General features: G+C 69.2%; 18 protein-coding genes. 8 read left to right on the top strand and 10 right to left on the bottom strand.

Translation table 11 applies throughout. From position 1 onward, the window contains the following. Nucleotides 1–17 precede the first annotated feature (17 nt). Nucleotides 18–1,202 carry a glycoside hydrolase family 172 protein gene (locus tag VHC63_18110; GenBank protein HVV38529.1) on the top strand — a complete coding sequence of 395 codons (1,185 nt, stop codon included), beginning with the start codon at nucleotides 18–20 and terminating at the stop codon, nucleotides 1,200–1,202. On the opposite strand, the gene VHC63_18115 is transcribed toward VHC63_18110, so the two are convergent. Both VHC63_18115 and VHC63_18120 read right to left on the bottom strand, forming a co-directional pair. Further along, nucleotides 1,199–2,017, bottom strand: a complete 819-nt coding sequence (locus VHC63_18115; GenBank protein ID HVV38530.1) for a tetratricopeptide repeat protein — start codon at nucleotides 2,015–2,017, stop codon at nucleotides 1,199–1,201. The genes VHC63_18110 and VHC63_18115 overlap by 4 nt on opposite strands. 18 nt (nucleotides 2,018–2,035) lie before the next feature. Further along, nucleotides 2,036–2,203 (bottom strand): hypothetical protein, encoded by a 168-nt coding sequence (locus tag VHC63_18120; GenBank protein ID HVV38531.1) that lies wholly within the window; start codon nucleotides 2,201–2,203, stop codon nucleotides 2,036–2,038. Nucleotides 2,204–2,308: 105 nt separating this feature from the next. Between VHC63_18120 and VHC63_18125 the strand changes: the two genes are divergently transcribed. Together VHC63_18125 and VHC63_18130 are read left to right on the top strand one after the other, a co-directional pair. After that, complete coding sequence (locus tag VHC63_18125; protein ID HVV38532.1) at nucleotides 2,309–4,390, top strand: cyclic nucleotide-binding domain-containing protein; 2,082 nt, start codon at nucleotides 2,309–2,311, stop codon at nucleotides 4,388–4,390. 71 nt (nucleotides 4,391–4,461) lie between these two features. Beyond that, nucleotides 4,462–4,602, top strand: a complete 141-nt coding sequence (locus tag VHC63_18130) for a hypothetical protein (GenBank protein ID HVV38533.1) — start codon at nucleotides 4,462–4,464, stop codon at nucleotides 4,600–4,602. Between the two features lie 4 nt (nucleotides 4,603–4,606). Here the strand turns inward: VHC63_18130 and VHC63_18135 are convergent, their stop codons facing one another. The 3 genes from VHC63_18135 to VHC63_18145 all read right to left on the bottom strand — a co-directional run bounded on the left by VHC63_18135 (nucleotide 4,607) and on the right by VHC63_18145 (nucleotide 7,259). Next, nucleotides 4,607–5,722, bottom strand: a complete 1,116-nt coding sequence (locus tag VHC63_18135) for a response regulator (GenBank protein ID HVV38534.1) — start codon at nucleotides 5,720–5,722, stop codon at nucleotides 4,607–4,609. Continuing rightward, a complete protein-coding gene (locus VHC63_18140) occupies nucleotides 5,709–6,296 on the bottom strand; it encodes a hypothetical protein (protein HVV38535.1) in 588 nt (195 codons plus the stop codon). Before VHC63_18140 ends, VHC63_18135 begins: the two co-directional genes overlap by 14 nt. 90 nt (nucleotides 6,297–6,386) lie before the next feature. After that, the gene (locus VHC63_18145; protein HVV38536.1) at nucleotides 6,387–7,259 is read right to left on the bottom strand and encodes a TIGR03620 family F420-dependent LLM class oxidoreductase; all 873 of its coding nucleotides are present in this window, start codon (nucleotides 7,257–7,259) and stop codon (nucleotides 6,387–6,389) included. Between the two features lie 119 nt (nucleotides 7,260–7,378). On the opposite strand from VHC63_18145, the gene VHC63_18150 reads away from it, so the two are divergent. After that, nucleotides 7,379–8,608 carry a response regulator gene (locus VHC63_18150; protein ID HVV38537.1) on the top strand — a complete coding sequence of 410 codons (1,230 nt, stop codon included), beginning with the start codon at nucleotides 7,379–7,381 and terminating at the stop codon, nucleotides 8,606–8,608. Between the two features lie 3 nt (nucleotides 8,609–8,611). Here the strand turns inward: VHC63_18150 and VHC63_18155 are convergent, their stop codons facing one another. Genes VHC63_18155 through VHC63_18170 form a run of 4 tightly spaced genes read right to left on the bottom strand, consistent with a single transcriptional unit; the run spans nucleotide 8,612 to nucleotide 13,773 of the window. Further along, nucleotides 8,612–9,922: a TldD/PmbA family protein gene (locus VHC63_18155; GenBank protein ID HVV38538.1), complete on the bottom strand. Its 1,311-nt coding sequence runs from the start codon at nucleotides 9,920–9,922 to the stop codon at nucleotides 8,612–8,614. Then, nucleotides 9,919–11,301, bottom strand: coding sequence for a TldD/PmbA family protein (locus VHC63_18160; GenBank protein HVV38539.1), 1,383 nt, complete (start codon nucleotides 11,299–11,301; stop codon nucleotides 9,919–9,921). Before VHC63_18160 ends, VHC63_18155 begins: the two co-directional genes overlap by 4 nt. A 55-nt stretch (nucleotides 11,302–11,356) precedes the next feature. Beyond that, complete coding sequence (locus tag VHC63_18165) at nucleotides 11,357–12,187, bottom strand: crotonase/enoyl-CoA hydratase family protein (GenBank protein HVV38540.1); 831 nt, start codon at nucleotides 12,185–12,187, stop codon at nucleotides 11,357–11,359. Between the two features lie 14 nt (nucleotides 12,188–12,201). Continuing rightward, nucleotides 12,202–13,773, bottom strand: a complete 1,572-nt coding sequence (locus VHC63_18170) for an ATP-binding protein (protein ID HVV38541.1) — start codon at nucleotides 13,771–13,773, stop codon at nucleotides 12,202–12,204. A 247-nt stretch (nucleotides 13,774–14,020) separates the two neighbouring features. Between VHC63_18170 and VHC63_18175 the strand changes: the two genes are divergently transcribed. The 4 genes from VHC63_18175 (at nucleotide 14,021) to VHC63_18190 (ending at nucleotide 23,732) form a co-directional block, all read left to right on the top strand. Beyond that, a complete protein-coding gene (locus VHC63_18175) occupies nucleotides 14,021–15,526 on the top strand; it encodes a hypothetical protein (GenBank protein ID HVV38542.1) in 1,506 nt (501 codons plus the stop codon). Continuing rightward, entirely contained in the window at nucleotides 15,523–17,157 is a 1,635-nt protein-coding gene (locus VHC63_18180; protein ID HVV38543.1) for a hypothetical protein, read from the top strand. Before VHC63_18175 ends, VHC63_18180 begins: the two co-directional genes overlap by 4 nt. Then, nucleotides 17,154–20,852 (top strand): ATP-binding cassette domain-containing protein, encoded by a 3,699-nt coding sequence (locus VHC63_18185; protein HVV38544.1) that lies wholly within the window; start codon nucleotides 17,154–17,156, stop codon nucleotides 20,850–20,852. The genes VHC63_18180 and VHC63_18185 overlap by 4 nt, the downstream gene beginning before the upstream one ends. 63 nt (nucleotides 20,853–20,915) lie before the next feature. Continuing rightward, a complete protein-coding gene (locus VHC63_18190; protein HVV38545.1) occupies nucleotides 20,916–23,732 on the top strand; it encodes an adenylate/guanylate cyclase domain-containing protein in 2,817 nt (938 codons plus the stop codon). On the opposite strand, the gene VHC63_18195 is transcribed toward VHC63_18190, so the two are convergent. Beyond that, nucleotides 23,729–23,899 (bottom strand): hypothetical protein, encoded by a 171-nt coding sequence (locus VHC63_18195; protein ID HVV38546.1) that lies wholly within the window; start codon nucleotides 23,897–23,899, stop codon nucleotides 23,729–23,731. The two genes, VHC63_18190 and VHC63_18195, sit on opposite strands and share 4 nt — an antisense overlap. Between the last annotated feature and the right edge of the window lie 15 nt (nucleotides 23,900–23,914).

Consider the following 23,914-nt stretch of genomic DNA (forward strand, 5'->3'; position numbering starts at 1 on the left):
CTCGGCAAAGGAGCATTGTGTTCAACGCCTTCGATCTGACGCGCGTGCCTCACGGCGTCGAGTCGCGCGCCGTGACCTTCGAGAACCCCACCGGCGCCCGCGGCGCCGGCGGCACCGTCGCCAACGGGCGCAAGGGCGCACCGTTCCGGTTGGTCGACGTCGGCGAGCGCGTCGTGCTCGCCGACATCGAGGGTCCGGGCGTCGTGCGCCATATCTGGATGACCTTCCCGCTGGCGCCCCCCGAGGTGATGCGGGCAAAGATCATCGAGGTCTTCTACGACGGCGCCACCGAGCCGAGCATCAGCGTGCCGGCGATCGACTTCTTCGGCGTGCCGTGGGGCCGTCCGGTGGCGCTCAACAGTGCGCTGGCGATCATCGGCGAGGGGCGGGGCTACAACTCCTTCATACCCATGCCGTTCAAGCGCTCGATCCGCGTCGAGTACGTCAACGCGTCGGAGAAGCGGGCACCGCTGTACTTCCAAGTCGACTACACGCTCGAGCCCGAACTGGCCTCCGACGTGACCTACCTGCACGCCACCTACCGCCGTGAGAACCCCACGACCACGAAACGGGACTTCGTGATCTGCGACGGCTTGCACGGCCCCGGGCGCTTCCTCGGCTGCGTCGTCGGCGTGCGCGTCATCGACGGCATGATTTGGTACGGCGAGGGTGAGGTGAAGATGTTCCTCGACGGCGATACGTCCCACCCGACGATCTGTGGAACCGGTCTCGAGGACTACGTCGGCACGGCGTGGGGCATGGGGCCCCACCAGGGGTTGTACATGGGCGCGCCGCTCGACGTGCGCCCGCCGGGCACGCCCACCGGCGCCAACCCGGACTTCGTCGGCTTCTACCGCTGGCACGTACCCGACCCGGTGTTCTTCGCCGAGTCCCTCAAGATCACCATCCAGCAGATCGGCGCCAACATCTACCTCGCGGGCATGGAGGACCAGATGGCCGAAGTCGAGGTCGCGGGCAACGGCTGGATGAAGTTCACGAACGCGCCCGGCGTCGCCGGCTTCGGCATCGTCGAGCGGGTCGACGACTACTGCGCGACGGCCTTCGTGATGTGCGCCCAACCCCAGCCCGTCCCGCGCGTGCAACTCCCCGACGTGATCGCCGACATCGAGCGGAGGGACTACGAAGGACCCTTGCCGATGGAAAACGACCTGCTGTCCGAACTCGACCCGGAGTCGGTCTAAGCCGGCGGGCCGGGGTCGACGCCCGTCGCGACGTGGGCGGCAACCCGGGCGCGATTGGCGACGATGTCGACTGTGGCGGGGTGCGTCGGCCCGAGCATCGCCTCGAGGTCGTCCGCCGCCCGATCGAGCAGCGGCAACGCTTCGGCCGGGCGACCAGTCGCATTGAGCAGCATCGCCAGGTTGTTGCGCACGGTCGCCGTGTCGGGGTGATCGGCGCCGCGCTCGGCCTCGACGTCGTGTAACGCGACACGAAACAGCGCTTCGGCGTCATCGGTCCGTCCGCTGAAGCGCAAAACGGCGGCCAACCCATTGCGGGTCATCGCCGCTTCGTACGCGTCGCCGGCCGCCTCCCATCGTTCGAGCGCCTCGGTGAAGAGCGCCTCGGCTTCGGGCCAGCGCTCGAGGTGCTCGAGGATGGCGGCGAGAGCGGCGGCGTCAGCCGCGACCGCCTCGTTGTCGTCGCCGCACTCGGCCCGCCGCAACTCGAGGCCGCGGCGGGCGATGGGTTCGGCCTCCTCGTAGTTTCCGCGTGAATGCGCCAGGCCGCCGAGGTTGTGCAGCAAGGTGGCCAGCAGGTCGGGTTCGCCCGCCGCCGCGAGCTGCTCACCCACCGGAAGGGCGCGGGCGTAAGCGGCTGCCGCCTCGTCATAGGCGCCGGCGAACTTGCACGCCACCCCGAGTTGGTTCGCCGCCACCGCCGCCTCGAACGACGCCGCGCCGAATTCGGCCACGGCGCGGTCGAGGGCGGCGCGCAGGTGCGGCCGCGCCTCGTCGTAACGACCGGCCTCGACGAAGTCCCAAGGATCGTCGGTCACCGACCGACGGTAGAACGCCTAGACGGTGTGGCGCGACTCGCAGTGGTTCATGGCGATCCGCTTCGTCTGGCGCGACTCGTTGCGGTTGCCGGCGTACAGGCGCTTGGTTTCACGCGACTCGGCGCGCTCGGCGTCGGCCTTCTTCGCTTCGGGCTTCGCCGCCGGCTTCTTCGGTGTGATCGCCATCGTTCCCCTCCGTATCCGCTCCGCGTCGTCATTCTCCGAGTCGCGGCCGCCCAGGTCAACCACCGATCGTGTGGCATCGGTCACGTCGCCCGGTAGCGTCGAGCCGTGCTGACGGCGCTCGAAGCGGTTCTCGACCCGGCCGCCGAACGCCCATGTTTGCGCGCCGACGCCGAGATCGGCGCCCGGGTGACGCGTTGGGGTGAACGCGACGCCGTCGTGCACGCCGCCGGCACGCCCTATCTGCGCCTGCACGGCGACGAGGTCGACGTCGTGGAGCGCCTCGACGGCAGCGTGTCGGTGGGCGCGCTAGCGGCCGACGCCATGGCGGGCGACGGCGGCGCCTCGATCGACGACGTCGTCGGACTCGTCGCCGATCTGTACGCCGGCGGGCTGCTCACCCGCCCACCGGTAGACGTCTACCAGGCCCTCGGTGAGCGCCTGCAAGCGAGGCAGGCCCGGCGGCGCCGGTGGTGGTCGGCGCTGCGCTCCCAGTCCGTGTCGTGGGGCGGCGCCGATCGATTCGTCGACGCCGTGTACCGCGGCGGCGGTCGGCTGCTCTACACGTGGCCGGCCGTCGTCGTCAGCGCCGCGGTCATCGTCGGCGGCGTCGCCGCGCTGGCGGCGTCGTCGCACGGCGCGCACGGATCACTGGTGGCCTCGGTTTCGGGGCACAGCGCGCTCGTGGTGTTCGGCTTCATCCTCGTCGCCATGTTCTGTCACGAGATGGCGCACGCGTTGGCCGTCAAGCGCGCCGGGCGGCGGGTGATCAACGCCGGCTTCCGCCTCTACCTCGGGCATCCGGCGTTCTTCGTCGACTCGACCGACCTGGTGTTCGCCACACCGCAGCAGCGCGCCTACAACGCGATCGCCGGGCCGTGGATGGAAGCCACGCTCGCGGGGGCCGCGGCCATCGGCGTCTGGCTGGCGCCTCACGTCGCCCTCGGAGCTGAACTGCGACGGTTCGCGGCCGTCGCCTACCTGAACGTTGCGCTCAACCTCATTCCGTTCATCGAGCTCGACGGCTACTGGTTGCTGAGCGATCTGCTCGACGTCCCGCAATTGCGGAAGCGCTCGCTGGCGATCGTGCGCCACGAATTGCCGGCGCGCCTGCGCGGCCGGCGCTCGCCGTTGCGACCCTCCGAACGGGCGATGGCGCTGTTCGCCGTAGTCGGACTGCTGACCTCCACCGTCGCCGTCGCCTTCGCCCTGCGGCTCTGGTGGCCGTTGGCGACCTCACTCGTAGCTGCGGCCTGGCGCACCGGGTTCTTCGGACGCGTGGGCGTGGTCCTCGTCCTCGCCTTCGCCGCCGGCCCGCTGACCGAGCCGTTGCTGGCGCTCGCCCGCGCCGTGGCCCGCGGCGCCGCGTCGCTGGTCGACGCCGCGCGCTTCCGCGCCGAGTCGAGCTGGCGCATCGAGGCCGCCGGCTTACTCAAGACGGTGCCCGGTCTCGTCGATCTCGACGACGACACGCTGTCGGACCTCGCCGGTCGCGTGACGCGCCGACGCGTCCCCGCGGGCACCGCCGTCGTTCGCCAGGGCGACGCCGCCACCTCGTTCTTCCTGATCCGACGTGGCCGCTTCGACGTGACCGAGCGTGATACCGCCGGCGAACCGCGCGTGTTGCGCCGTCTCGGCGACGGCGACAGCTTCGGGGAGCTGGCGCTGCTCGACCGCCGGGCGCGCACCGCCACCGTCACTGCCGCGGTCGACAGCGAGGTGTTCGAGTTCGACGCCGGCAGCTTCGAGCGCGTGCTCGCCCCTTCGATCGCGCCCCGTGACCTTGCTCCGGCCATCGGTCCCGCTCTCGAGATCCGCGAACTGGCGTTGTTCCGCCACCTGTCCCTCGCCGAGGCGGACCTGTTGGCGACGCGCGCCGAACGGGTCAACGCCCAACCGGGTGAGGCGATCGTGACGCAGGGCGACGCCGCCGACGCGTTCTACGCCGTCGTCGCCGGGCAGCTCGAAGTCGCGCGAGACGGCGCGGCGGTGGCCACACTGCGCGCCGGTGACCACTTCGGCGAGACCGGACTGCTCGACGAGCACGTCCGTACGGCCACGGTGCGGGCGATCGCCCCGGCACAGTTGTTGCGCTTCGACGCCGAGACATTTCGGGCTCTGATCGCGCACGGGTTCGCGCGCTACCGCACCAGTACGGCCGACCGGAGCGTGGGAGGAGAGTTCGGGTGAATTGTTGGCACTGTCGCCAGGTCGCCGTCGGGACGTGTCGCTTCTGCGGGCGCGGGCTGTGCGAGAACCACGTGGAGACGAAGCCGTTCGTGCTGACGCTCGACCGTACGACCGCCGGCGTGAGCCGCGCCCTCGTCGTCGAAGACGCGCTCTACTGCGGCGCGTGCCGGCCGCGACCGGCGCCGGTGGAGTTGCCCGAGCTCGACGCCTGAGGCCTCAGCGGTTCAGGTGCAGACGCAAGGCGAACACGCAGCCCGACGCGTCGCAGTTGGCGAGGAACACGTCACCGCCGTGGGCGCGGGCAATCTCGCGGGAGATGTAAAGACCGAGGCCGGGGCCCGCCGCTTCCCGCTCGCCGGGGCCGAACTTCGTAAACAACCGATCCCGATGCTCCGCGGACAGGCCGCCGCAGAAATCGCGCACCCGCACTTCGAAGGCGGCGTCGTCGGTGGCCGTCGTGACTTCGATCGGCGTGTGCAACGGCGAGAACTTGGCGGCGTTCGACAGCAATGACATGAGGACGTGGCGGATGCGCGTCGGGTCGACGTTGACGACCACGTGTTCGTCGACGTCGACGTTGACGGGATGCGACGCCGTGATCTCCGTCAACTCGTCGAGCAACTCGCGCAGCAGCTGCGGTACGTCGGTCGGCACGAGCGTGAGGTCGAGCCCGCCGACTTCGAGCTTGCCCGCGTCGGAGAAGGTGTCGAGCAGCAACTGCAGCCGGCGCGCCTCGCGCGTGATCGCCTGCATCGCGCTGTGCACCGCTTCGGGTGGGAGTTCCTCGGCGCGCAAGAGGCGCGACGCCAGCGCGTGCAAGACGGTCAACGGCCGTGACACGTCGCGCAGCAGCAAAGCAAACAGATCACCGCTGGTGGTCGGCGGACCGGACGTGTCGGTGGGGCGCGGCGACGGAGCCACGCGGAAGGGCACGAGCTCACGCAGCCGCGGGCCGAGCTTGCCGACGATGCCGCCCTTCTCCATGTACCCGGCGGCGCCGAGACGGATGGCTTCGTCGCCCATCTCGCCGGCGGTGAACCCCGATAGGACCAACACCTTTGACTCGGGCGACGCCACCAGGATCTCCGGGAGGGCTTCGAGCCCGTCCATGATAGGCATCGACAGATCGAGCAACACGATGTCGGGCTTGAGGCGCGCGGCTTCGGCGATGGCGAACTGACCGTCGCCGGCCTCGCCGACAACGTCGAAAGGACCAACGCGTTCGAGCGTCATGCGAATGAGCTTGCGAATGTCAGGCACGTCGTCGACGACGAGGACGCGGACGGTGGCCGTGAGTTCACGCTGACCGGCTTCGAAGTCAGCGAGGGTCAACGCTGGCCGCCTTCGTTCGTCGCAGATCGCCGGGGCCGAGCCGAACCTCGGTGCCTGCCTCCCCGAGCAAGTCACTGATGATCTGTCGCGCCGCGGCCAGCGTCGACTCGAGCGCGGCACGAGACTGCTCGTGCTCGTCAAGCGCCAGGGCGGTCTCGGCCACCACCAACCCCTGCACGATGTTGTCGTTGATCTCGAGCGCTTGCCGCTGCTTCTCCTTCATGTCCTGGAAGAGCGATGCGCCTTTCATCAGCGAGCCGTACGTCTTGCGCAGCGACACGTAGTAGAGGCCGACGATCGCGGTGAACGAGTCCCAGAGCACGATGTGCCACTCGGTCGACACGCGGGCGGCCTGGCCCACGGTCTCGCCGACCCCGATCGACGGCCCGATCAGGTGGAAGAGGTGCTCGCCGTGGCCGATGCCGCATGAGAAGAAGATCAGCGCCGTCGCGGTACCGAGGTGATTCGTACGCAACTGATCGGTTCGCAGCAGGGGTACGAGGATCGACAACGAGATCACCATGTAGGACGCGAACAGCACGCCGTTCGCCAGGGCTCCTAGCTGCCACCACATTTTGTCTCCCCTTCCGACATATTCACTATTGGTTGGGAAAGGCGGCGGCGCCATGGCGCGGCGGAGCCATCTATGCGTAGGCAGGAACCTCTACGGCTTGAGACTTTCCAGCACGTCCCAATCGACGAAGCCGAGGCGATTCTCGGGATCGAGAGGCTGAACGCACACCTGATCGGCGCCGGCGTCGATGTGCTCCTGGATGCGCGCCTTGATCTGATCGGTCGTGCCCCAGGCGACGACCGCGTCGAGGAAGCGCGCGGCGTTGGCGTCGATTTCTTCGTCCGTGAATCCCAGACGCAGCCAGTTGTTCCGGTAGTTCGGCAGCGTCCGGTACATGTTGACGGCCCCGATGGCGGCCGCGTGCGCCTTGTCCGCGTCCGTCGTCCCGACGACCTTCTGCTCGACGAGCAACAGCTTGTCGGGGCCCAGGATCTTGCGTGCCAGCGCGGTGTGGTCGGGCGTCGTCCAGTACGGGTGGGCGCCGTCGGCCTTATCCCGCGCCAGCTCGAGCATCTTGGGCCCGAGGGCGGCGAGGACGCGCTTGGGCGGTTCGGCCGGCGGGAACGCCATGTACGGCGACGCGTCGTAGCCGTCGAGGTACGCCGACATCGACGCCAGCGGCTTCGAGTAGTCGAGGCCCCGCAGGCCGGCGACCATCGGACCGTGCGATACACCGATGCCGAGGATGAACCGGCCGCCCGATTGTTCGGCGAGCGTCATCGCCGCCTGCTTCATCACCCCGGGGTGACGGTGGAAGATGTTGGCGATTCCGGTGGCGAAGCGCAGTTCGGTGGTGTTGGCGGCAAGCATCCCGATGAGCGCGAATGGATCTTTGCCCGCGGTCTCGGGCAGCCAGAGCGTGGAGTACCCGAGTGCCTCAATTCGTTGGGCGAGTGCGACGGCATCGGCACCCGACATCGTCTCGGTGTGGGTCCAAACGCCGGTTGTCGTGATTTCGCGCATTCCAAACGCTAATCCTCGGCCGTTGACAGCCGACAGGACTCTGGAGTTCCCGCGTTGGGATTGCGTTGGGATTGCTCTTTGAAATCAGTGGGCCCTGTTCATGGAGGAGCTGGTCCAGTTTGCACACCGTCTTATTCGTCGGAATCGACCAGGCAACGATCGATGCTTGCCGGGCTGCCCTCGACGGCGACGGCCAGGTGTGGGAACTGGCGAGCGCCGCGACCGGCCCTGACGCGTTCCGCTTTCTGAGCGATCGCTCTGCCGACGTCGTCGTCAGCGACTTCATCACCCCTGGCCTCGCCGACGGCCAGTTCCTGGCGCAGACCCGCGTGCGCTTTCCCGGCGCCGCCCGCGTCGTGCTGTCGGCCTGCCGCGACATCGAACACGTCGACATGGTCGTGAACTGCGCCCACCAGTTCGTCGCCGCGCCCTGCCAAGCGTGGGAGTTGCGCGACGCGATCTACCGCGCGACGGCCCTGCGCGACGCCATCGCCCTCGAGTCGGTGCGCGACGACATGATGAGCCTGTCGGTCCTGCCGACGCCGCCACGCGCCTTCCTCGACGTCGTCAGCGTCCTCGACAACCCCAACAGTGACGCCCGCCAAGTCGCGACCGCCATCGAACGCGACGTTGCCCTTTCGGCCAAGGTCCTCCAGCTCACGAACTCGTCGTTCTTTGCGCCGCGATCGCGTGTGACGTCGCTCAACCAGGCCGTCGTCCTGATGGGCCGCGACGTGCTGCGCAGCGTGATGCTGCTCGACACCGTCGGGCGCGGCACGGTGCAGGACGGCCCGGTGCGCAGGTGGCTCGTCGAAGTCAACCAGCGCTCGTGGGAGACGGCGGCGCTCGCCCGGCGCCTGGCGCACCCGTCGGTCGCCGAGGACGCGTTCTGTGCCGGCCTACTCCTCGAGTGCGGCCAGCTGGCCTTCGCCGCCTGCCGGCCCGAGCTGTTCGCCGAGCTGCTGCGGCAAGCCGAGTACGAGCACCGTCACCTCGACGAACTGGAATACAACGCCTTCGGCGTCTCGCACTCGACCGTCGGCGGTTTTCTCCTCAGCCTCTGGGGCTTTCCCGAAGAGGTCGTCGACATCGTCGTGACCCACGCCGACCTGCCGGTCCTCGGACCGTGCGAGCCCGAAGCGTCGCGCGTGGTCCAAGCGGCGCATCAGATGGTGGTGCCCGAGGGCGACCACCATCTGTGCGCCAACCGTCATCGGGTCAACATGAGTGACCTGTCGGACTGGGGTGTCCTGACAGCGCTGGCCGAGTGGAAGGGTGAGCGCCATCCCGACCGCCTGGGACGCACGTCCGCCGGGCCCTCGACGTTGATGGCATCCGCCATCTCCTAAGGGCTACTTCGTCGAGATCGTGACGCCGGTCGCCGCGACCGACGTGAGCGAGTCGTCACCGAAGTTCACCGCGTCGGAGCCGATGGCGCGGATCGAATTCAGCATCGTCGCAAAGTTGCCGGCGATCATCGTCTCGTTGACGGCGTGCTGGACCTTGCCGTCCTCGACGTAAAACGAATTCTTGGCGACGCCCGAAAAGTCGAGTTGCTGGTTGGGCTGGCCGCCGGAGAAGCGGCCGAGCACGATGCCGCGCTCGGTGGTGGCGATGATGTCGTCGAGCGTCTGATCGCCCGGCGTCACGTCGATCGAGTACACGTTGGCGCTGGCGGGCTTGCCGAGCTTGTGCGACGTGTACCAGTCGATCATGAAGTTGGCGAGCACGCCGCGCTCCACGATCGGCATGTCGGCGGAGGGCATGCCGTAGGTGTCGAACGTCGCCGCCAACGGAAAGGCTGCCGACTGGGGACGATTGACGATCGACAGACGCGGGTCGGCAACCGCCTGGCCCAGGGCGTCCTGGAACGGGCTCGTACCGCGCATGAGCGAGTAGCCGGTGAGCGCACCCATGAAGCTGTTGAGCAGAGTCGAGACGCTGTGGGGGGTGAAGATCACGTCGCCCACGAACGTGGCGGGCACGGGCCGCGGGTCGAACGACGCCATGGTGCCGTCGAGCAGCCGCGGCAGCATGGCGGCGTCGCGCACCTCGGCGAACGGTGTCACCGAGGACGCACCCGTGTAGTTGAACGACGTGCCCCGGTCGCCGTCACGCCCACTGAAGATCGTGCTGACGGTGTAGCTCCCGCGCCGCTCTTGCCGGGTAAGCCCGGTGCTGCTGGCGAACGAGCGCCACCGGTTGCGGAAGTGGTACGTCGAGTCGCGGATGATGATCTTCGGATAGTTCTGGGCGACGTACTGCTGATGGCGCAGGACGGCGTCGATCATGGCGTCGGACTGCGGCTCGGTGTCGCCGAGCTCCACGAGACCGCTCGACGCGCCGTCGAACAAGGTGTTGGCGGGATCGGCGACGCCGGCGCGTGCCGCCGCCACCGCTTCGGCCGCCGCCTGCTTCACGAGGTCGTGGGAACGACCCGTCAATGACGCCGAGCCCTTGGCGCCGCCGACGAAGACCGTCATCGACACCTGGTCGTCGACCGTGGTGCGGACCATGCTCACGTCGGTGTTGTCGAAGGTGATCTCGAACAACTCGTCGTAGACGTGCACGACGACGGCGTCGTCGGCGCCGGCATCCTTGGCCGCCTGCACTGCGAACGACGCGACGTCGACGCCGGCGGTCGCGTCCAAGACGCTGGTCACGACCGGCCACCGATCGTGATGCGGCACTTCACCGCCGGGCCGCCCATGCCCACCGGGATCATCTGCTTCTTGCCGCACATCCCGCCCTTGCCCCACGTCATGTCGTCGCTCACGTGGGTGACGGTCTTGAGCATGTCGAAGGCCACGCCCGAGATGGTCGTGTCACGAATGGCCCGGGTGATCTTGCCGCCCTCGATCTCGTAGCCCATGCCGATGCCGAACATGAACTCGCTCGTCGAATCGGCCTGCCCGTTCGTCGGACGGGTCAGGTAGTAGCCGTGGTCGACCGAAGCGATCATGTCTTCGAGCTTGTCGGCGCCCGGGGCGATGGTGGTGTTGCGCATGCGTACGAGCGGTTCGTCGTCGAAGGCGTAGGCGCGGGCGTTGCCCGTCGGCTCGGCGCCCATCTCGCGCGCCGTCTCCTTGTTGTGCAGGAACGTCTTGAGCACGCCCTTGTCGATGATCGTGACGTCCCGGCACTCGACGCCCTCGTCGTCGACGTGAATGGCGATGCCGCCGTTGCCATCGGGCCCGCGCTCGGCGTAGTCGACGAGTGTCACTTTCTCCGACGCCACCACGTCACCGACGTGATCGCCGGCGACGGAACCGCCGAGCACGAGATCGGCTTCGCACGTGTGGCCGATCGCCTCGTGGGCGAGGATGCCGGCGAGGCGGCTGTCCATGATCACGTCGTGCTCGCCGGGTTTGGCGAACACACCGGCGGCCTTGTCGCGCACGCGCTGGTACAGCTCGTCGAGTTCGGGATACATCAGCGACACATCAGTGAGGTGCTCCTGCGGATCGCCGAACCCGCCGAACGCGTCGTAGACCTCGACGGCGCCGTCGTCGGCCATGTAGCTGATGCGGGCCACCACGATCGTGCGCGGGATATAGCTGTAGGTGAGCGCGCCCGCGGAGGTGGCGAGACCTTTCTCCATCGCGAGGAAGCTCAACGAAACGTCGATGTTGGCCAGGTCGGGATACGTCGAGCGCAGGTAATCGTCGATGGCGCGCATCGCGTCGAGCTGCTCGGCGTCGGTCAGCGCTGGCTTCGTCGAGCGGTAGTCGAAGACCCCACGACCCACGGTCCCCACCGGCAGGTCACCTTTGCCCATCGGCGCCCGGCGCTGGAGCAGCGCCACGTTGCTGCCGGCGGCCTTGAGCGCGCCGGGAATGGCGTCGTCGCTCATCGACGGGAACGACGCGAACCCGAAGGCGCCGTCCTCGTATCTACGGGCCGAAGCACCACCCCGCGATGAGGAGCTGTTGGCCACGACGTTGCCGCCGATCAGCTGCACGTTCTTGGCGTGGTTCGTGTGCAATCGCAGCTCGGTGTAGTGGTCGAGGTGGTCTGCGTAGCGTTCGAGTTGGTCGAGCAAGGCGGTTCCCCTTCGCCGGTGTTTCCCGGTCGTGCCGGGGGACGCTCAGTCTGCCTCAGTCGACGAAGTTGGGGTCGCGCTTTTCGAAGTAGGCCATGACGGCTTCGACCTGGTTCGGGCTGCCGATGAGTGAACCGATCGTGGCGCGCTCGTCGGCGAACTGCTCGGCGACGCCGCGGTAGGGCGAGGCGTTGAGCAGCTTCTTGGCGCCGCGCACCGCCGTCGGGCTCTTGGACGCGATCTCGCGGGCGAGCGCCAGCGCGTCGTCGAGCGGCGACTCACTGACGCGCGTCGCGAGTCCTATCTGCGCAGCTTCGGTGCCCGACACCATGCGGCCGGTGAAGGTCAACTCCTTGGCGCGGTCGAGCCCCACGAGCAGCGGGAGCATGGCCGTTCCCGTCATGTCCGGGATGAGACCCCAGCGGATTTCGAGGATCGAGATCTGTGCATCCGGGGCGACGATGCGCATGTCGGCACCGAGGGCAATCTGCGCGCCGCCACCGAGAGCGACGCCGTGCACGGCGGCGATCACCGGGCAGGGCATCTCCTGCCACACGTAACACGCCTGCTGTCCGAGGTGGGTAATGCGGCCTTCGAGGTCCATGATCCCGCGCCGGGGTCGGGGCGACGCCTCCGGCTTTTCGCCCCCACCGCCACCGCCACCGGCCATGGCTTGGAAGCTCGAGAAGTCGAGCCCGGCGCAGAAGCCGCGCCCGTTGCCCGACAGCACGACGGCGCGCACGTCGGGGTTGGCCTTGAGTTCCTCACCGGCGTCGACGATGGCGGCGAACTGTTCCCCGTCCAGCGCGTTGATCTTGTCGGGCCGGTTGAACCGCACGTCGGCGACGTGGTCTTCGATGGTGACGGTGACGCGCTGTTCGCTCATGGCGAACACCGTAACTAGAGCGCCGGAGTCGCCACCGAGTCGGCGGATACGGCGACGAGCGGGAGTTCGACCCAGAAGGTGCTGCCCTGACCGGGTTCGCTCGTGACGCCGCACGTGCCACCCATCAACTCCGCCAGCGCCTTGGTGATCGTGAGACCGAGACCGGTGCCGCCGAAGCGCCGCGCCGTCGAGCGGTCGGCCTGCACGAAGGGTCGGAACAGTGACGCGATCGTCGCTTCGTCCATTCCGATTCCCGTGTCGATGACTTCGAAGCGCGTCAGACCCGGGCGCGCCGACACGTGGACCGCCACCCCGCCGTCGCTGGTGAACTTGACGGCGTTGGCCACCAGGTTCGTCAGGATCTGGCGCAGGCGCGCGGGGTCTCCGGCGACGCGGCGGGCAACGTCGGTGTCGATGTCGACGTCGAGGCGCAGGCCCTTGGTTTGCGCAGCGACGCGCAACATGTCGGCGACGCTCTTGAGCACCTGGCCGAGGTCGAACTCGACGACTTCGATCTCGAGTCGACCGGCCTCGATCTTGGAGAAGTCGAGGATGTCGTTAACGACCGCCAGCAGTGAATGCGCCGAGTCGCGCGCCACGGTTGCGAACTCGCGCTGCTCGGGGTCGAGGTCGGTGTCCATCAGCAAGTCGGTCATGCCGATGACGCCGTTCATCGGCGTACGGATCTCATGGCTCATATTGGCGAGAAAGGCCGATTTCTGATCGGTGGCCGCCATCGCTTCGTCACGGGCGTCGGCCGCCTCGCGGGTCCGGCGCGCCAGGCGCAGCACGAGCCACGCGATCACGCAGGCGAAGCCGAACACGATGCTGGCGAGCACGCGCATGGCGAGGTTGCCCCCGGCGATGGGCGAGTACAGCCCGGCAGTCGGTACCGCCAGTGTCAAGCGCCACGGCGTGCCCTTGACCGGTTGGGTGACAAAGAACCAGCGCGCGCCGTCCTCGCGGAAGAATCCGCTGCCGCCGCGCCGCAGGGCGCCGGCCAGGCTCCCGTCGAGGTCGGTCAGCGCGCGGGGTGCGCCGGCCGCGGTCGTGGCCACAACGGCCCCGGTGTCGTCGACGATGAGGGAACGGTTCGGCTCGATCGAGGTGGCGTTGCGCAGGAACGAGGTCAGCGGCGTCGACGACAGGTCGAAACCGCCGCTGAACACCCGCCGGCCCGACGGCGTGTCGAAAGGCAGCGCGAAGGCGACGATCGGTAGCCCGGTGGCGGCGGAGGGCACCACTGTGGAAATCGCCCGGTTCCCGCGCAGGGCGGCGCGCAGGTGGGCGTACTGCGACGCCAGGTCGTAGCCCACGACGGCGGAATTCGGTGGGTACACCTCCAGCGCCTTGCCGTCGGCATCGAGCAGGACGGCGGCGGGGAAACCGAGCGAGTCGACGGCCTGCTTGAAGTCGGCGTCCGACACCACGTCGCCCGACAACGCCTGGGTGGCCTGTGACCGCTCGCGTTGAAAGAGGTCGTCGACGTAGCTCTGGACGAACTGCGCGCCGATGGCCGTGCGCAGCTTCGTGCGCTGCTCGATCACGCGGCGCGACGACGCGTCGGTGGCCCGGACGCTCAGCAATCCAGCGGCCGCTACAAGGACGAGCGCAGCGGCGACGGCGCCCCGAAACCGGCCGGGCGAGGCTGGGCGGCCCGTGGAACGGCGGCCAGGGACAAACTGCACCCTGCCCCATCGGTTGAATTGTCTATGTGTTGAGAATTCGTTGGGATTTCCGACCGGCGTTCTGGCGGGCCGATATTGTCCCTTCGGAAGTTGGTGGCGTGGTTGGGGGACGTCGCCCACTAACGACAACGGGGGGAAAACTGAAATGGTCTGGGACCGGGGCGCCCCGCGGCGTCCTGACTCGGCTCGTGGTCGGCCGCGGCCGGCGCGAGTCGTTGCGACCGTCGCGGCCGTCACCGCGGCGATCGCTGCCTTCGTCGCCGTCGCGCCTGCGTCGAAGGCGGACGACAGCGACTTCACCTACGGGAGCGGCTTCGCCGCTGCGAGCCTGCTCACCCCCGCGCTCAACGCCGGCGAACTCAGCGTGCCCGTCATCCTCGGCGAGGCGGCCGCCGGGTTTCAGGACGAGACCGGTCGGGCGACCTCGACCATGGCGGCGGTGCCGTTGCTCGGCGCCAGCACCGGCGGCGGCACGACCTGCGGCGTGAAGGGCGGCGGCACCAACCTGCCGTTGCCGCCGCCGCTGTCGGCCGACACCAGCAGCACCAACAACAAGAGCGACGTCAGCCACTCGAAGGACACCGGTGAAGGCCTCGTCGTGCAGGACGTGCTGGCGCAGCCGCGTTCGAACGGAAAGAGCCACACCCAGATCGGGTCGTTCGAACTGCCGGGCCTCGTGAAGATCGGCGGCGCAACGGCCATCGCCCAGACGACGGCTGCCGCGTCGAAGGACCATCGCGAGTCGACGGCCACGACATCGGTTGCCGACGTCGACCTCGTCGGCGGACTCGTACACCTCAAGGGCATGCACTGGACGCTGGACCAGGTGGTCGACGGCGCCGACTCGCGCACCAGCCAGGCCAAGAACACGTGGTCGTTCAGCCTCGACGGCATCACGGTCAATCCCCCCGGCGCTGCACCGGCGGTCAAGATTCCGATCACCAGCCCGGCGGGGACGGCGGCGGCCATCGCAACGGCCAACGCGCTGCTGGAACGGTTCGGGCTCACCATCGTGCCGCCGGTGTTCACCGACAACGGCAAGGGCCGCCTCACCGTCTCGCCACTGCAGGTTCACGTCGGCGGACCGAAGTGGATCCTCGCACCCCTATTCGGCACCGCTCTCAGCCAGCAGGAGGCGGTGACGCTGCAGAAGCAACTGCTCGCCTTCCTCGTCGATCCGACGAACTGTGAAGAACTGCTCGGGTTGCTCAAGCCCTTCCCGCCGATCAACGCCAAGTACACGTCGCTCGCCGCCACGGCGCCGCTGCTGGCCGCGGCCTCGGTCGGCGTGCTCAGCGGCGGAAACGCCAGCCTGTCGATCGGCGGTGTGCAGGCCGCGCTCGATGACACGTATTACGCCCCGCTGAACTTCGGCGGGCCGAACTTCTTCACCCCGGCGGGCACGAGCGAACCGCCGTCGGTTGTCGCCGGATCGACGGAGTTGCCACCGGCCCACTTTGCGACGCAACCCACCGCCGCGCACGAGTCGACGAAGTGCTCGAGTCTCAGCCCGGCCGGCGCCGGCTGCTGGCGCGGCCTCGCTCCCCTCGCCGCCGGCATCGCGGCGGGTGTCGCGGTGGCGACGCTCGCCGCGGACCACGCCTCCACGCGCCGGCGCGTCGCCCGGCTCGCCCGAAACGAGATCGCATGAGTACGACCGACGAAACCCCTCAACCGGCGCCCGTCCTCGACGTCCGCCGCCGTTCCGAAAGCCGCATGCTGTTCGGCTACGGCCCGCTGATCGGCTGGATCACGGCCTTCCTGGTGATGATCCTGCTGGCACCGACCGTTGCGCCGGAGCGCATCGTCACGTCGCGCAGCGGCGGCGCGCAGGCGCAGCAGCAAGGCGACGAGACCGCGGTGACGAGCCTGGGTTCGAGCACCGCCGGTAGCGCCACCGGGCCCGGTGTCACGACGTGTCCCGGCCCGCAGATCTCCGGCGACCCGTACTCGCCGCCGTGCCGCGGCTGGAGTGGCGGCAACAACGGCGGCGCCACCGCGAAGGGCGTCACCAAGGACACGATCACGCTGGCGTGGCGCGACAGCGGCGGCCCCTACGACATCGGGTCGACCGTCAGTTCGCTCACCGGCAAGCGCATCAACACCGGCAACGCGACGCGCGACGACCTGATCCGGACGTACACGACCCTGATCGACTACTTCAACAAGCACTTCCAGTTCTACGGCCGCAAGCTGCAGCTGAAGGTGTACAAGGCGACGGGTTCGCCGACCGACGAGTTGCTCGGCGGCGGCCAGTCCGGCGCCAACGCCGACGCCATCATCGAGTCGCAGCAGATCAACGCGTTCGCCGACCTCGGCGCGCAGGCGCCGCCGTTCGCCGACGCGCTGGCGCACCAGGGCGTCATCGCGACGAACCCGATCTATCCCTCGCTCAACGCCTTCAAGCAGAACGCCCCTTACAACTGGGGCCTCACCCCGGACTGCGACAAGGTGGCCGAGTACGGCAGTGACTTCGTGCTCAAGGAGATCATCGACAACCCGGTGCTCGCCGGCCAGTACAAGGGTCAGAAGCGCAAGCTCGGCCTGGTGTATCCGGAGTCGCCGGCGTACAGCCCGTGCGCCGACCACGCCCGCGAGATCTTCAAGGCGGCCGGGAAGGCCTTCCCCGAGGCGCGCACGTACCGCCTGTCGCTCGACGGCATCCCGCCGGACTCCCGCGACATCGCGGCCGCGTTCGCCAACGACGGCATCACCACGGTGCTGCTGTTCACCGATCCGCTCACGCCGTACTTCATGACGGCGACGGCCGAGCAGAGCAACTGGCACCCCGAATGGATCGAGATGGGTGTCGCCTACCTCGACACCGACTTCGCCGGCCAGCTTTACGAGCCCGACCAATGGAAGAACTCTTTCGGCGTGTCGCTCAACGGCGAGACGCTGCCGTCGCGCTCGACCTACGGCTACGCCGCCTACCGGTCGATGGACTCGTCGACGTCTCCCGTCGACCTCGCCGTCGACCTCATGTATTACAACCTGTATCTCGTCGCCATCGGCGTGCAGATGGCTGGCCCGAACCTCACGCCCCAGAGCTTCGCCCAGGGCATGCACGCCTACAAGGAGGCGTCGGACGACGGCGCGGCGGGCGCGTGGGCCTTCCCCGACGGCCAGTACACGGCGCCGGTCGACGGCCGCGTCGTGTGGTGGGACCCGAACGCGGTGTCGAACTACAACGGCCAAGCGGGCGCGTACAAGGACAACGGCAAGCGCTACCCGCTCGGCCAGGTGCCGGCCGGTCCGCCTGACGTGCACGTCGGCCAATGAGCGTGCTGCTCGAGCCGCGTTATCGCCGCCCCGGCATCGTCGTGCTCACGACGGTGCTGGTGCTGCTGGCGACCCAGGTCTTCCCCCACAGCTACCCGCTCGGCGTGCTCGCCAAGGGTGCCATCCTCGGCATCTCGTCGGGCTTGCTGGCCCTCGGCCTCGTCCTCGTCTACCGCACGAGCCGCGTCATGAACTTCGCCTACGGCGCCATGGGGTCCTGCGCCGCCGAGTTCGGAATCGCGGCGTTCGACGTGTGGCACTGGTCGTGGCTGGCCTGTGTCGCCGTCGCGCTGGTCGCCGGCGCCGTCGTGGGCCTCGTCGTGGACCGCGTGATGCGTCGCTTCGCCAACGCGCCGCGCCTCGTCGTCACCGTCGCCACCATCGGCCTGCTCCAGATTCTCGTCGGCATCCAGTTCGCCATCGCGTTCTGGTCCCACGCCCGCCTGGTGGTGGCGCCGTTCAAGACAAACCTGTCGGCGCACAGCTTCACCATCGGCACGTCGCTGTTCGACTTCAACGACGTCATGCTCGTCGTGCTCGCGCCGATCGCGCTCGGCGGCCTCGCCTGGTTCCTGCTGCGCACGGACTCGGGCAGCGCCGTGCGCGCCGTCGCCGACAACAGCGAGCGCGCCGCGCTCCTCGGCATCCCGATCTGGCGCCTGACACGCATCGTGTGGATCCTCGTCGGCGCGCTGGCGGCGGTCGTGATGATCCTGTCCGCTCCGGCGAACGGCTTGCCGGTGAACCCGTTCGTCGGCGTCGGCGGTCTGTTCATGCCGGCGCTGGCGGCGGCGATCATCGCCAAGATGGACGACATGCCCCTCGCCGTCACGGCGGGCACGGGCCTCGGCGTGTTCCACTCGATTGTCGCCTACAACGTCCACAAGGCTTCGGTGTCAACCGTGGCGCTGCTCGTCATCGTGCTGGTGGCGCTGCTCGGGCGCCGCTGGGACGTGAGCCGCGCCGAGGCAGCGGAGTCGTCGTGGTCGCTGTCGGGCGCGGCGCGTCCCTTGCGGCCCGACGCCGCGCGCCTGCCCGAGGTTCGCATCGGGCGCGCCGTGCTGCTGGCGGTGCTGGTCGCCGTCGCGATCGTGTTCCCGCTCGTGGCCGCGCCGGCGCGCACCCACACCGTGTCGGGCTATCTCGTCTACGGGATCGTCGTCGTGTCTCTGGTTGTGCTGTCGGGATGGGCCGGGACGATCAGCCTCGGTCAGGTCGCCATCGTCGGCGTCGGCGCCGTCGTGGCCGGCGACGCCATCGTGAAGCTCAACCTCGACCTGTTTGCGGCGATCGTGCTCGCCGGCGTCTGCGGTGCGGTCGTCTCCGTGCTGATCGGCTTGCCGGCGCTGCGGGTGCGGCCGTTGTTCCTCGCGGTCACCACGTTGCTGTTCGCCGCCGCCATGGACAACTTCGTGCTCAACCCCGCCAACTTCCCGAAGTGGATTCCCGGCAACATCGTGCGACCAGTGCTGTGGAAGCGCTACCCGATGGGGTCGGAACGCACGATGTACTTCGTCATCCTCGCCGTGCTCGGCGTGGCGATCGTGTTGGCGCGCGTGCTGCGCGCCGGCCGGCCCGGACGCCTGCTGCTGGCGACGCGCGACAACGCCCGCGCCGCCACCGCCATGGCGATCCCCGTCGTGCGCACGCGCGTCGCCGGTATGGCCGTGGCCGGGGCCATCGCCGGCGTCGCCGGCGCGCTGGCCGCGGTGCTCGAAACGGGCGTGGGCGCGTCGAGCTTCCCGACCCAGACGAGCGTGCTCGTGTTCTCGATGGCGGTGGTCGGCGGGTTGTCGAGCGTCGCCGGCGCCCTCGCTGGGGTCGCCGCCGTGGAGTTGTTGATCTTTGCCATCGGGCTGACGACGTCGGCTGGTGCCGCGTTCGGTGGCCTCGGCACCGGCGCGTTGATGTTGTTCGTGCTGCTCGCCTTCCCCGGCGGCATCGGCCAGTTCATGGAGCGCGTGCGCGATCGCTACGTCAGCGTCGTGGCGCGGCGCCGGGGTTTGACGTTCAGCGTCGGCGCGGCCGCCGGCTCCGTCGCCGTCGACACCACTTCTGTGAAGGACGAGCGCCCCATAGGGGCGCCGACCCTTCACAGAAGTGAAGGGGCCAAGCTGGCGTGCCGCGGGATCACGGCGTCGTACGGCCCGTTGCAGGTCCTCTTCGGCGTCGATCTCGACGTCCACGAGCAGGAAGTCGTCGCCCTGCTCGGCACCAACGGCGCCGGCAAGTCGACGGTGTTCCGCGTGATCACCGGGTTGTTGCCGGCGACGGGCGGCGAGGTCGAACTCAACGGGCAACGCATCACCGGCCTGGCCACCGACGAGATCGCCCGGCGCGGCTTGGCGATGATGCCCGGCGGTCGGGGCGTGTTCCCGACGATGTCGGTGCGGGAGAACCTGCGCCTGGCGTGCTGGCAGATCCGCAAGGACACGGCCCGCGCCGACGCCGCCACCGAAGAGATGCTCGGCATGTTCCCGATCCTGCGCGAGCGCGGCGACCAGTTGGCCGGCAACCTGTCCGGTGGTGAGCAGCAGCAGTTGTCGCTGGCGATGGCCTTCATCACGAAACCCTCGGTGCTACTGATCGACGAGTTGTCGCTCGGCTTGGCGCCGACGATCGTGGCGATGCTGTGCGAGAAGGTGCGCGCGGTGCACGAAGCCGGCACGACGATCGTGGCCGTCGAGCAGTCCGTCAACGTGGCGCTCGAACTCGCCGGCCGGGCCGTGTTCCTCGAGAAGGGCGCGGTGCGCTTCGTCGGCAACACCCTCGACCTCTTCGACCGGCCCGACATCCTGCGCTCGGTCTTCATCGGCGACACGGCGGCCGCTCCGGCGACCGCACACGACCGCGACGACGAGGCACCGTCGCGCGACGTCGGCCTAACCGTGCAGGAGATCACCAAGACGTTCGGCGGCATCCGCGCCCTCGACGGCGCCAGCCTCGAAGTGCGACCCGGCACGATCGTCGGGCTCATCGGTCACAACGGCGCCGGCAAGACGACGTTGTTCGACGTCATCTCCGGCTTCCACTCTCCCGACGCCGGCCGGATCTCACTGGGCGACGAGGACGTCACCGACACGCCAGCGGCGCAGCGGGCCATCCGCGGGTTGGGCCGGTCGTTCCAAGAGGCTCGGCTGTTCCCCTCGCTCACGGTGACCGAGACGATCGCCGTCGCCCACGACCGGCATCGCAAGAATCACGACTGGGTGGCGGCGTCGTTCGCGCTGCCGGCGGCGGTCAACGCCGATGCCGATTCCTTCGAGCGGGCCAACCAACTGATCTCGCTGCTCGGTCTGGACAACTTCGCGTCCACGCCGATCGCCGACCTGTCGACGGGCACGCGCCGCATCGTCGAGTTGGCGTGCGCACTGGCGATGGACCCGGCGGTGTTGCTCCTCGACGAGCCCTCGGCGGGCATCGCCCAGAAGGACACCGAGGCGCTCGGACCGCTGCTGCGTCAGATCCGTGCCGAGACCGGCGCGGCGATCGTGATCATCGAGCACGACATGTCGCTGCTGAGCGAGCTGTGCGACGAACTCGTCGCCATGGAGAACGGCAGCGTGATCTTCAGCGGTACGCCCGCAGAAGTGCTGGCCCACCCGCGGGTGATCGAGAGCTACCTGGGCGTGGACGAATCAGCCATCCGCCGTTCGGGAACGCGGGCGCGGGTCAAAGCCGGCGCCCGGCGTTAGAGGCAGCCCGCGCGCGCCTCGATCTCCAACGTCAGGCGCGTTGTCGTGCAACACCGACCTAGGGTGAGCTTCGTGCGGGACCTGCCCGGCGGCGAAGTGACGTTCTGCTTTACCGACATCGAAGGCTCGACCCGCCTCGCCCGTCGCCTTGGCGAGAGGTGGCTGGGTGTGCTGCAGCAGCACAACCACATCCTGCGCGAGGTGTGGGCCGAACACGATGGCGTCGAGGTGATGACGGAGGGCGACGCGTTCTTCGTCGTGTTCCGCGACCCGGCCGCGGCCGTGGTTGCCGCCATCGACGCGCACGCACGGCTGGCGGGCGCGGCGTGGCCCGAGGACGGCGCCGTGCGCGTCCGCATCGGACTTCACACCGGCGTGGCCGACGTCGCCGACGACGACTACGTCGGCGTCGAGGTGCACAAGGCGGCTCGGGTCGCGGCCGCGGCCCATGGCGCGCAGGTACTCGTGTCCGGCCGGACCCGAGACCTGGCGGCCGCGGCGCTTCCGGCCACTATCCACCTGCGCTCGCTCGGCGCGTTCGCACTCAAGGACTTCGAAGACGGCGTCGAACTCGTCCGGGTCGAGCACGAAACGCTGGCACCCGGCCCCGCACCGAAGGCGCTGCCCGTCGCGGCGCACAACCTGCCGCTGCTGCGCACGCCGTTCTTCGGCCGCGACGTCGAGCGGATCGAGGTCGCGAAACTGAGCGAGCAGCCCGGAGTGACGACCGTGGTCGGCCCCGGCGGGGCGGGCAAGACGCGACTCGTGTTCGAGGTCGGGCGCGCCGTGTCGGCCGACCGTCCCCACGGCGTGTGGGCGGTGCTCCTCGCGGGCGAACCCGCGGACGGCGACGTCACGCCGGCGGTGGCGCGCGCGCTCGGGATCCCCGACGCCGCCGGCGTCGCACTCGTCGATGCGGTTGCCGAGGCGCTCCGCGATCGCGATGCCCTCCTGGTCCTCGACAACTGCGAGCACGTCTTGGACTCGGCGGCGCGGGTGATCGACCAGCTGCAGCAGTCGTGCCCGGCGTTGTCGATACTCGTCACCAGCCGCCAGCCGCTCGGCCTGCCCGGCGAGCGGGTGTGGGCGATGCCCTCACTCAGCGTGCCGCCCGCCGGCGCTACGGCGGCCGACGTCCTCGCGAGCGACGCCGGGCAGTTGTTCGTCGACCGCGCGGGCGCCGCGAATCCCGCGTTCGCGCTCACCGACGCCACGGCGCCCGCCGTGGCGATGATCTGCCGGGGCGTCGACGGCCTGCCGCTCGCGGTCGAACTCGCGGCTGCCGCGACGCGCTCCGTCCCGCTCGACGCGCTGGCTCGTCGCGTCGAGGCCGGCACGATGCCGCTGCGGTCGACGGGTGCGGCGGCCGCGCCGCGCCAGCGGTCGGTCGACGAACTCATCAGCTGGTCCTACGACATGCTCGACGAGACACAAGCCGCTGTGTTCCGCCGCCTCGCGGTCTTTCGGGGCGGCTGGACCCTCGAGGCCGCCGAAGCCGTCTGCGCTGACGACGCAATTGACGCCACCGACGTCGTCATCGCGTTAGGCGATCTCGTCGACCGCTCACTGGTCGTCCTCGAGGTCGACGGCCGGTACCGGATGCTCGTGCTGATCCGCGCCTTCGCGGAGCAACGCCTGCAGGCGAGCGGTGAAGCCGACGACGTCGGCGCGCGGCACCGCGCCTATTTCACCGAGGCGACACTCGCGCTGCGCGCCCAAGGCGCGGGCGCCGCATCGTTTGCCGCCGTCGACGCCGACCTCGACAACTTCCGCGCTGCGTTCGACCGCGCGATCGCGGCCGGAGATGCGACGAACGCACACACGCTCTCGTTCTTCGTCACGCTGCTGGTGGCGCGGGGCCACCACCGTGACGCCGACGCGACCGTCGCGCGCCTGCAGGCCGCGGCGCCACCGGAGTCCGACATATTCGTGAGCGCCCTGACCATGCGAGCGCATTTCGCGGCCGCCTTCGGCGACCCCGAGGAGGCATGCGAGCTCGCGGCCGCGGCGTTGCGCGGCGCCGAGCGTTTAGGCGACTCCGACTTCGCGATCACATGCGCCGGTCTGCTGGCGTGGCACCAGGCGAACAACGGCGACGTCGAGGGATCGCTGGCGACCGTCGACCGGTTCCTCACCGACGACGTGACCGGCCCGGCGCGGGCCCGATTGCTCGAGGCCCGCGGCGGCGCACTCTTCGCGCTCGGCCGGACCGCCGAGGCCGCCGCATGCCACCTCGAAGCCGCCGATCTCGCGGCGCTGGACGGCGACGAGTTGGCCGCGGTGGAGACTCGCCTGATGACCATCGAGACGCTGTACGACGCGCAGCGACGGAGCGAGGCGCTCGGCTTCGTGCGAGCGGCGATCGACTTTGCCGACGCCGCCGACGCCGCCGCAGTCAGGTGCCACGCGATTTTCTACGCGACGCGGTTGGGCTGGTGCGCGGCGGAAGATCCGGCGTTTCTCGCCGACCTGCGCAAGATCGTCGACGTCCCCGCAGCCCTCGAAGAGGCGCTGGCCGTCGCCGACAGCATCGGCGATTCGGCCTTCGCCGTCGTGTGCCGAGTGGAGCGCGTGACGGGTTACATCTTCACTGGCGACTTCGGCGCCGCAACCGAGGAGCTGCGCTGGGTGTTCTCCCACCGCAACCTGACCCCCCAACGTGGGCTGATGACCTCCCTCGTCGAGCTCGCCGCGATCGTGCTCGACGCCCGCGGCGACCCACTGGCGTCGGCCCTCGCCCACACGTCTCTCGCCGACGACAACTCCCCGTGGCTGCGCGATCGCCTCGTCGCCATCGCCCAGCCCGGCGATGCGCCGCTCGACCTTGCCGCCGCGGTCGACCTCGCCGCCGACCGGTTACAGATGAACTTCAGCGGTTAACGAACGGCGCGCGACGCGTTGCGGTTGGACTGGAGACCCTTGGTCTGGCGCGACTCGTTGCGGTTGGGGATGAGCCCCTTCGTTTCCCGCTTCGCCTCGCGCTCGGTATCGCCGGTCTTCGCGCTGGTCTCGGCGGCCTTGCCCGGCTTCTTCGGCTTGATGCCCACGGCTACTCCTTCGGT

It is taken from the genome of Acidimicrobiales bacterium, assembly GCA_035546775.1.
Classification (GTDB): domain Bacteria; phylum Actinomycetota; class Acidimicrobiia; order Acidimicrobiales; family JACCXE01; genus JACCXE01.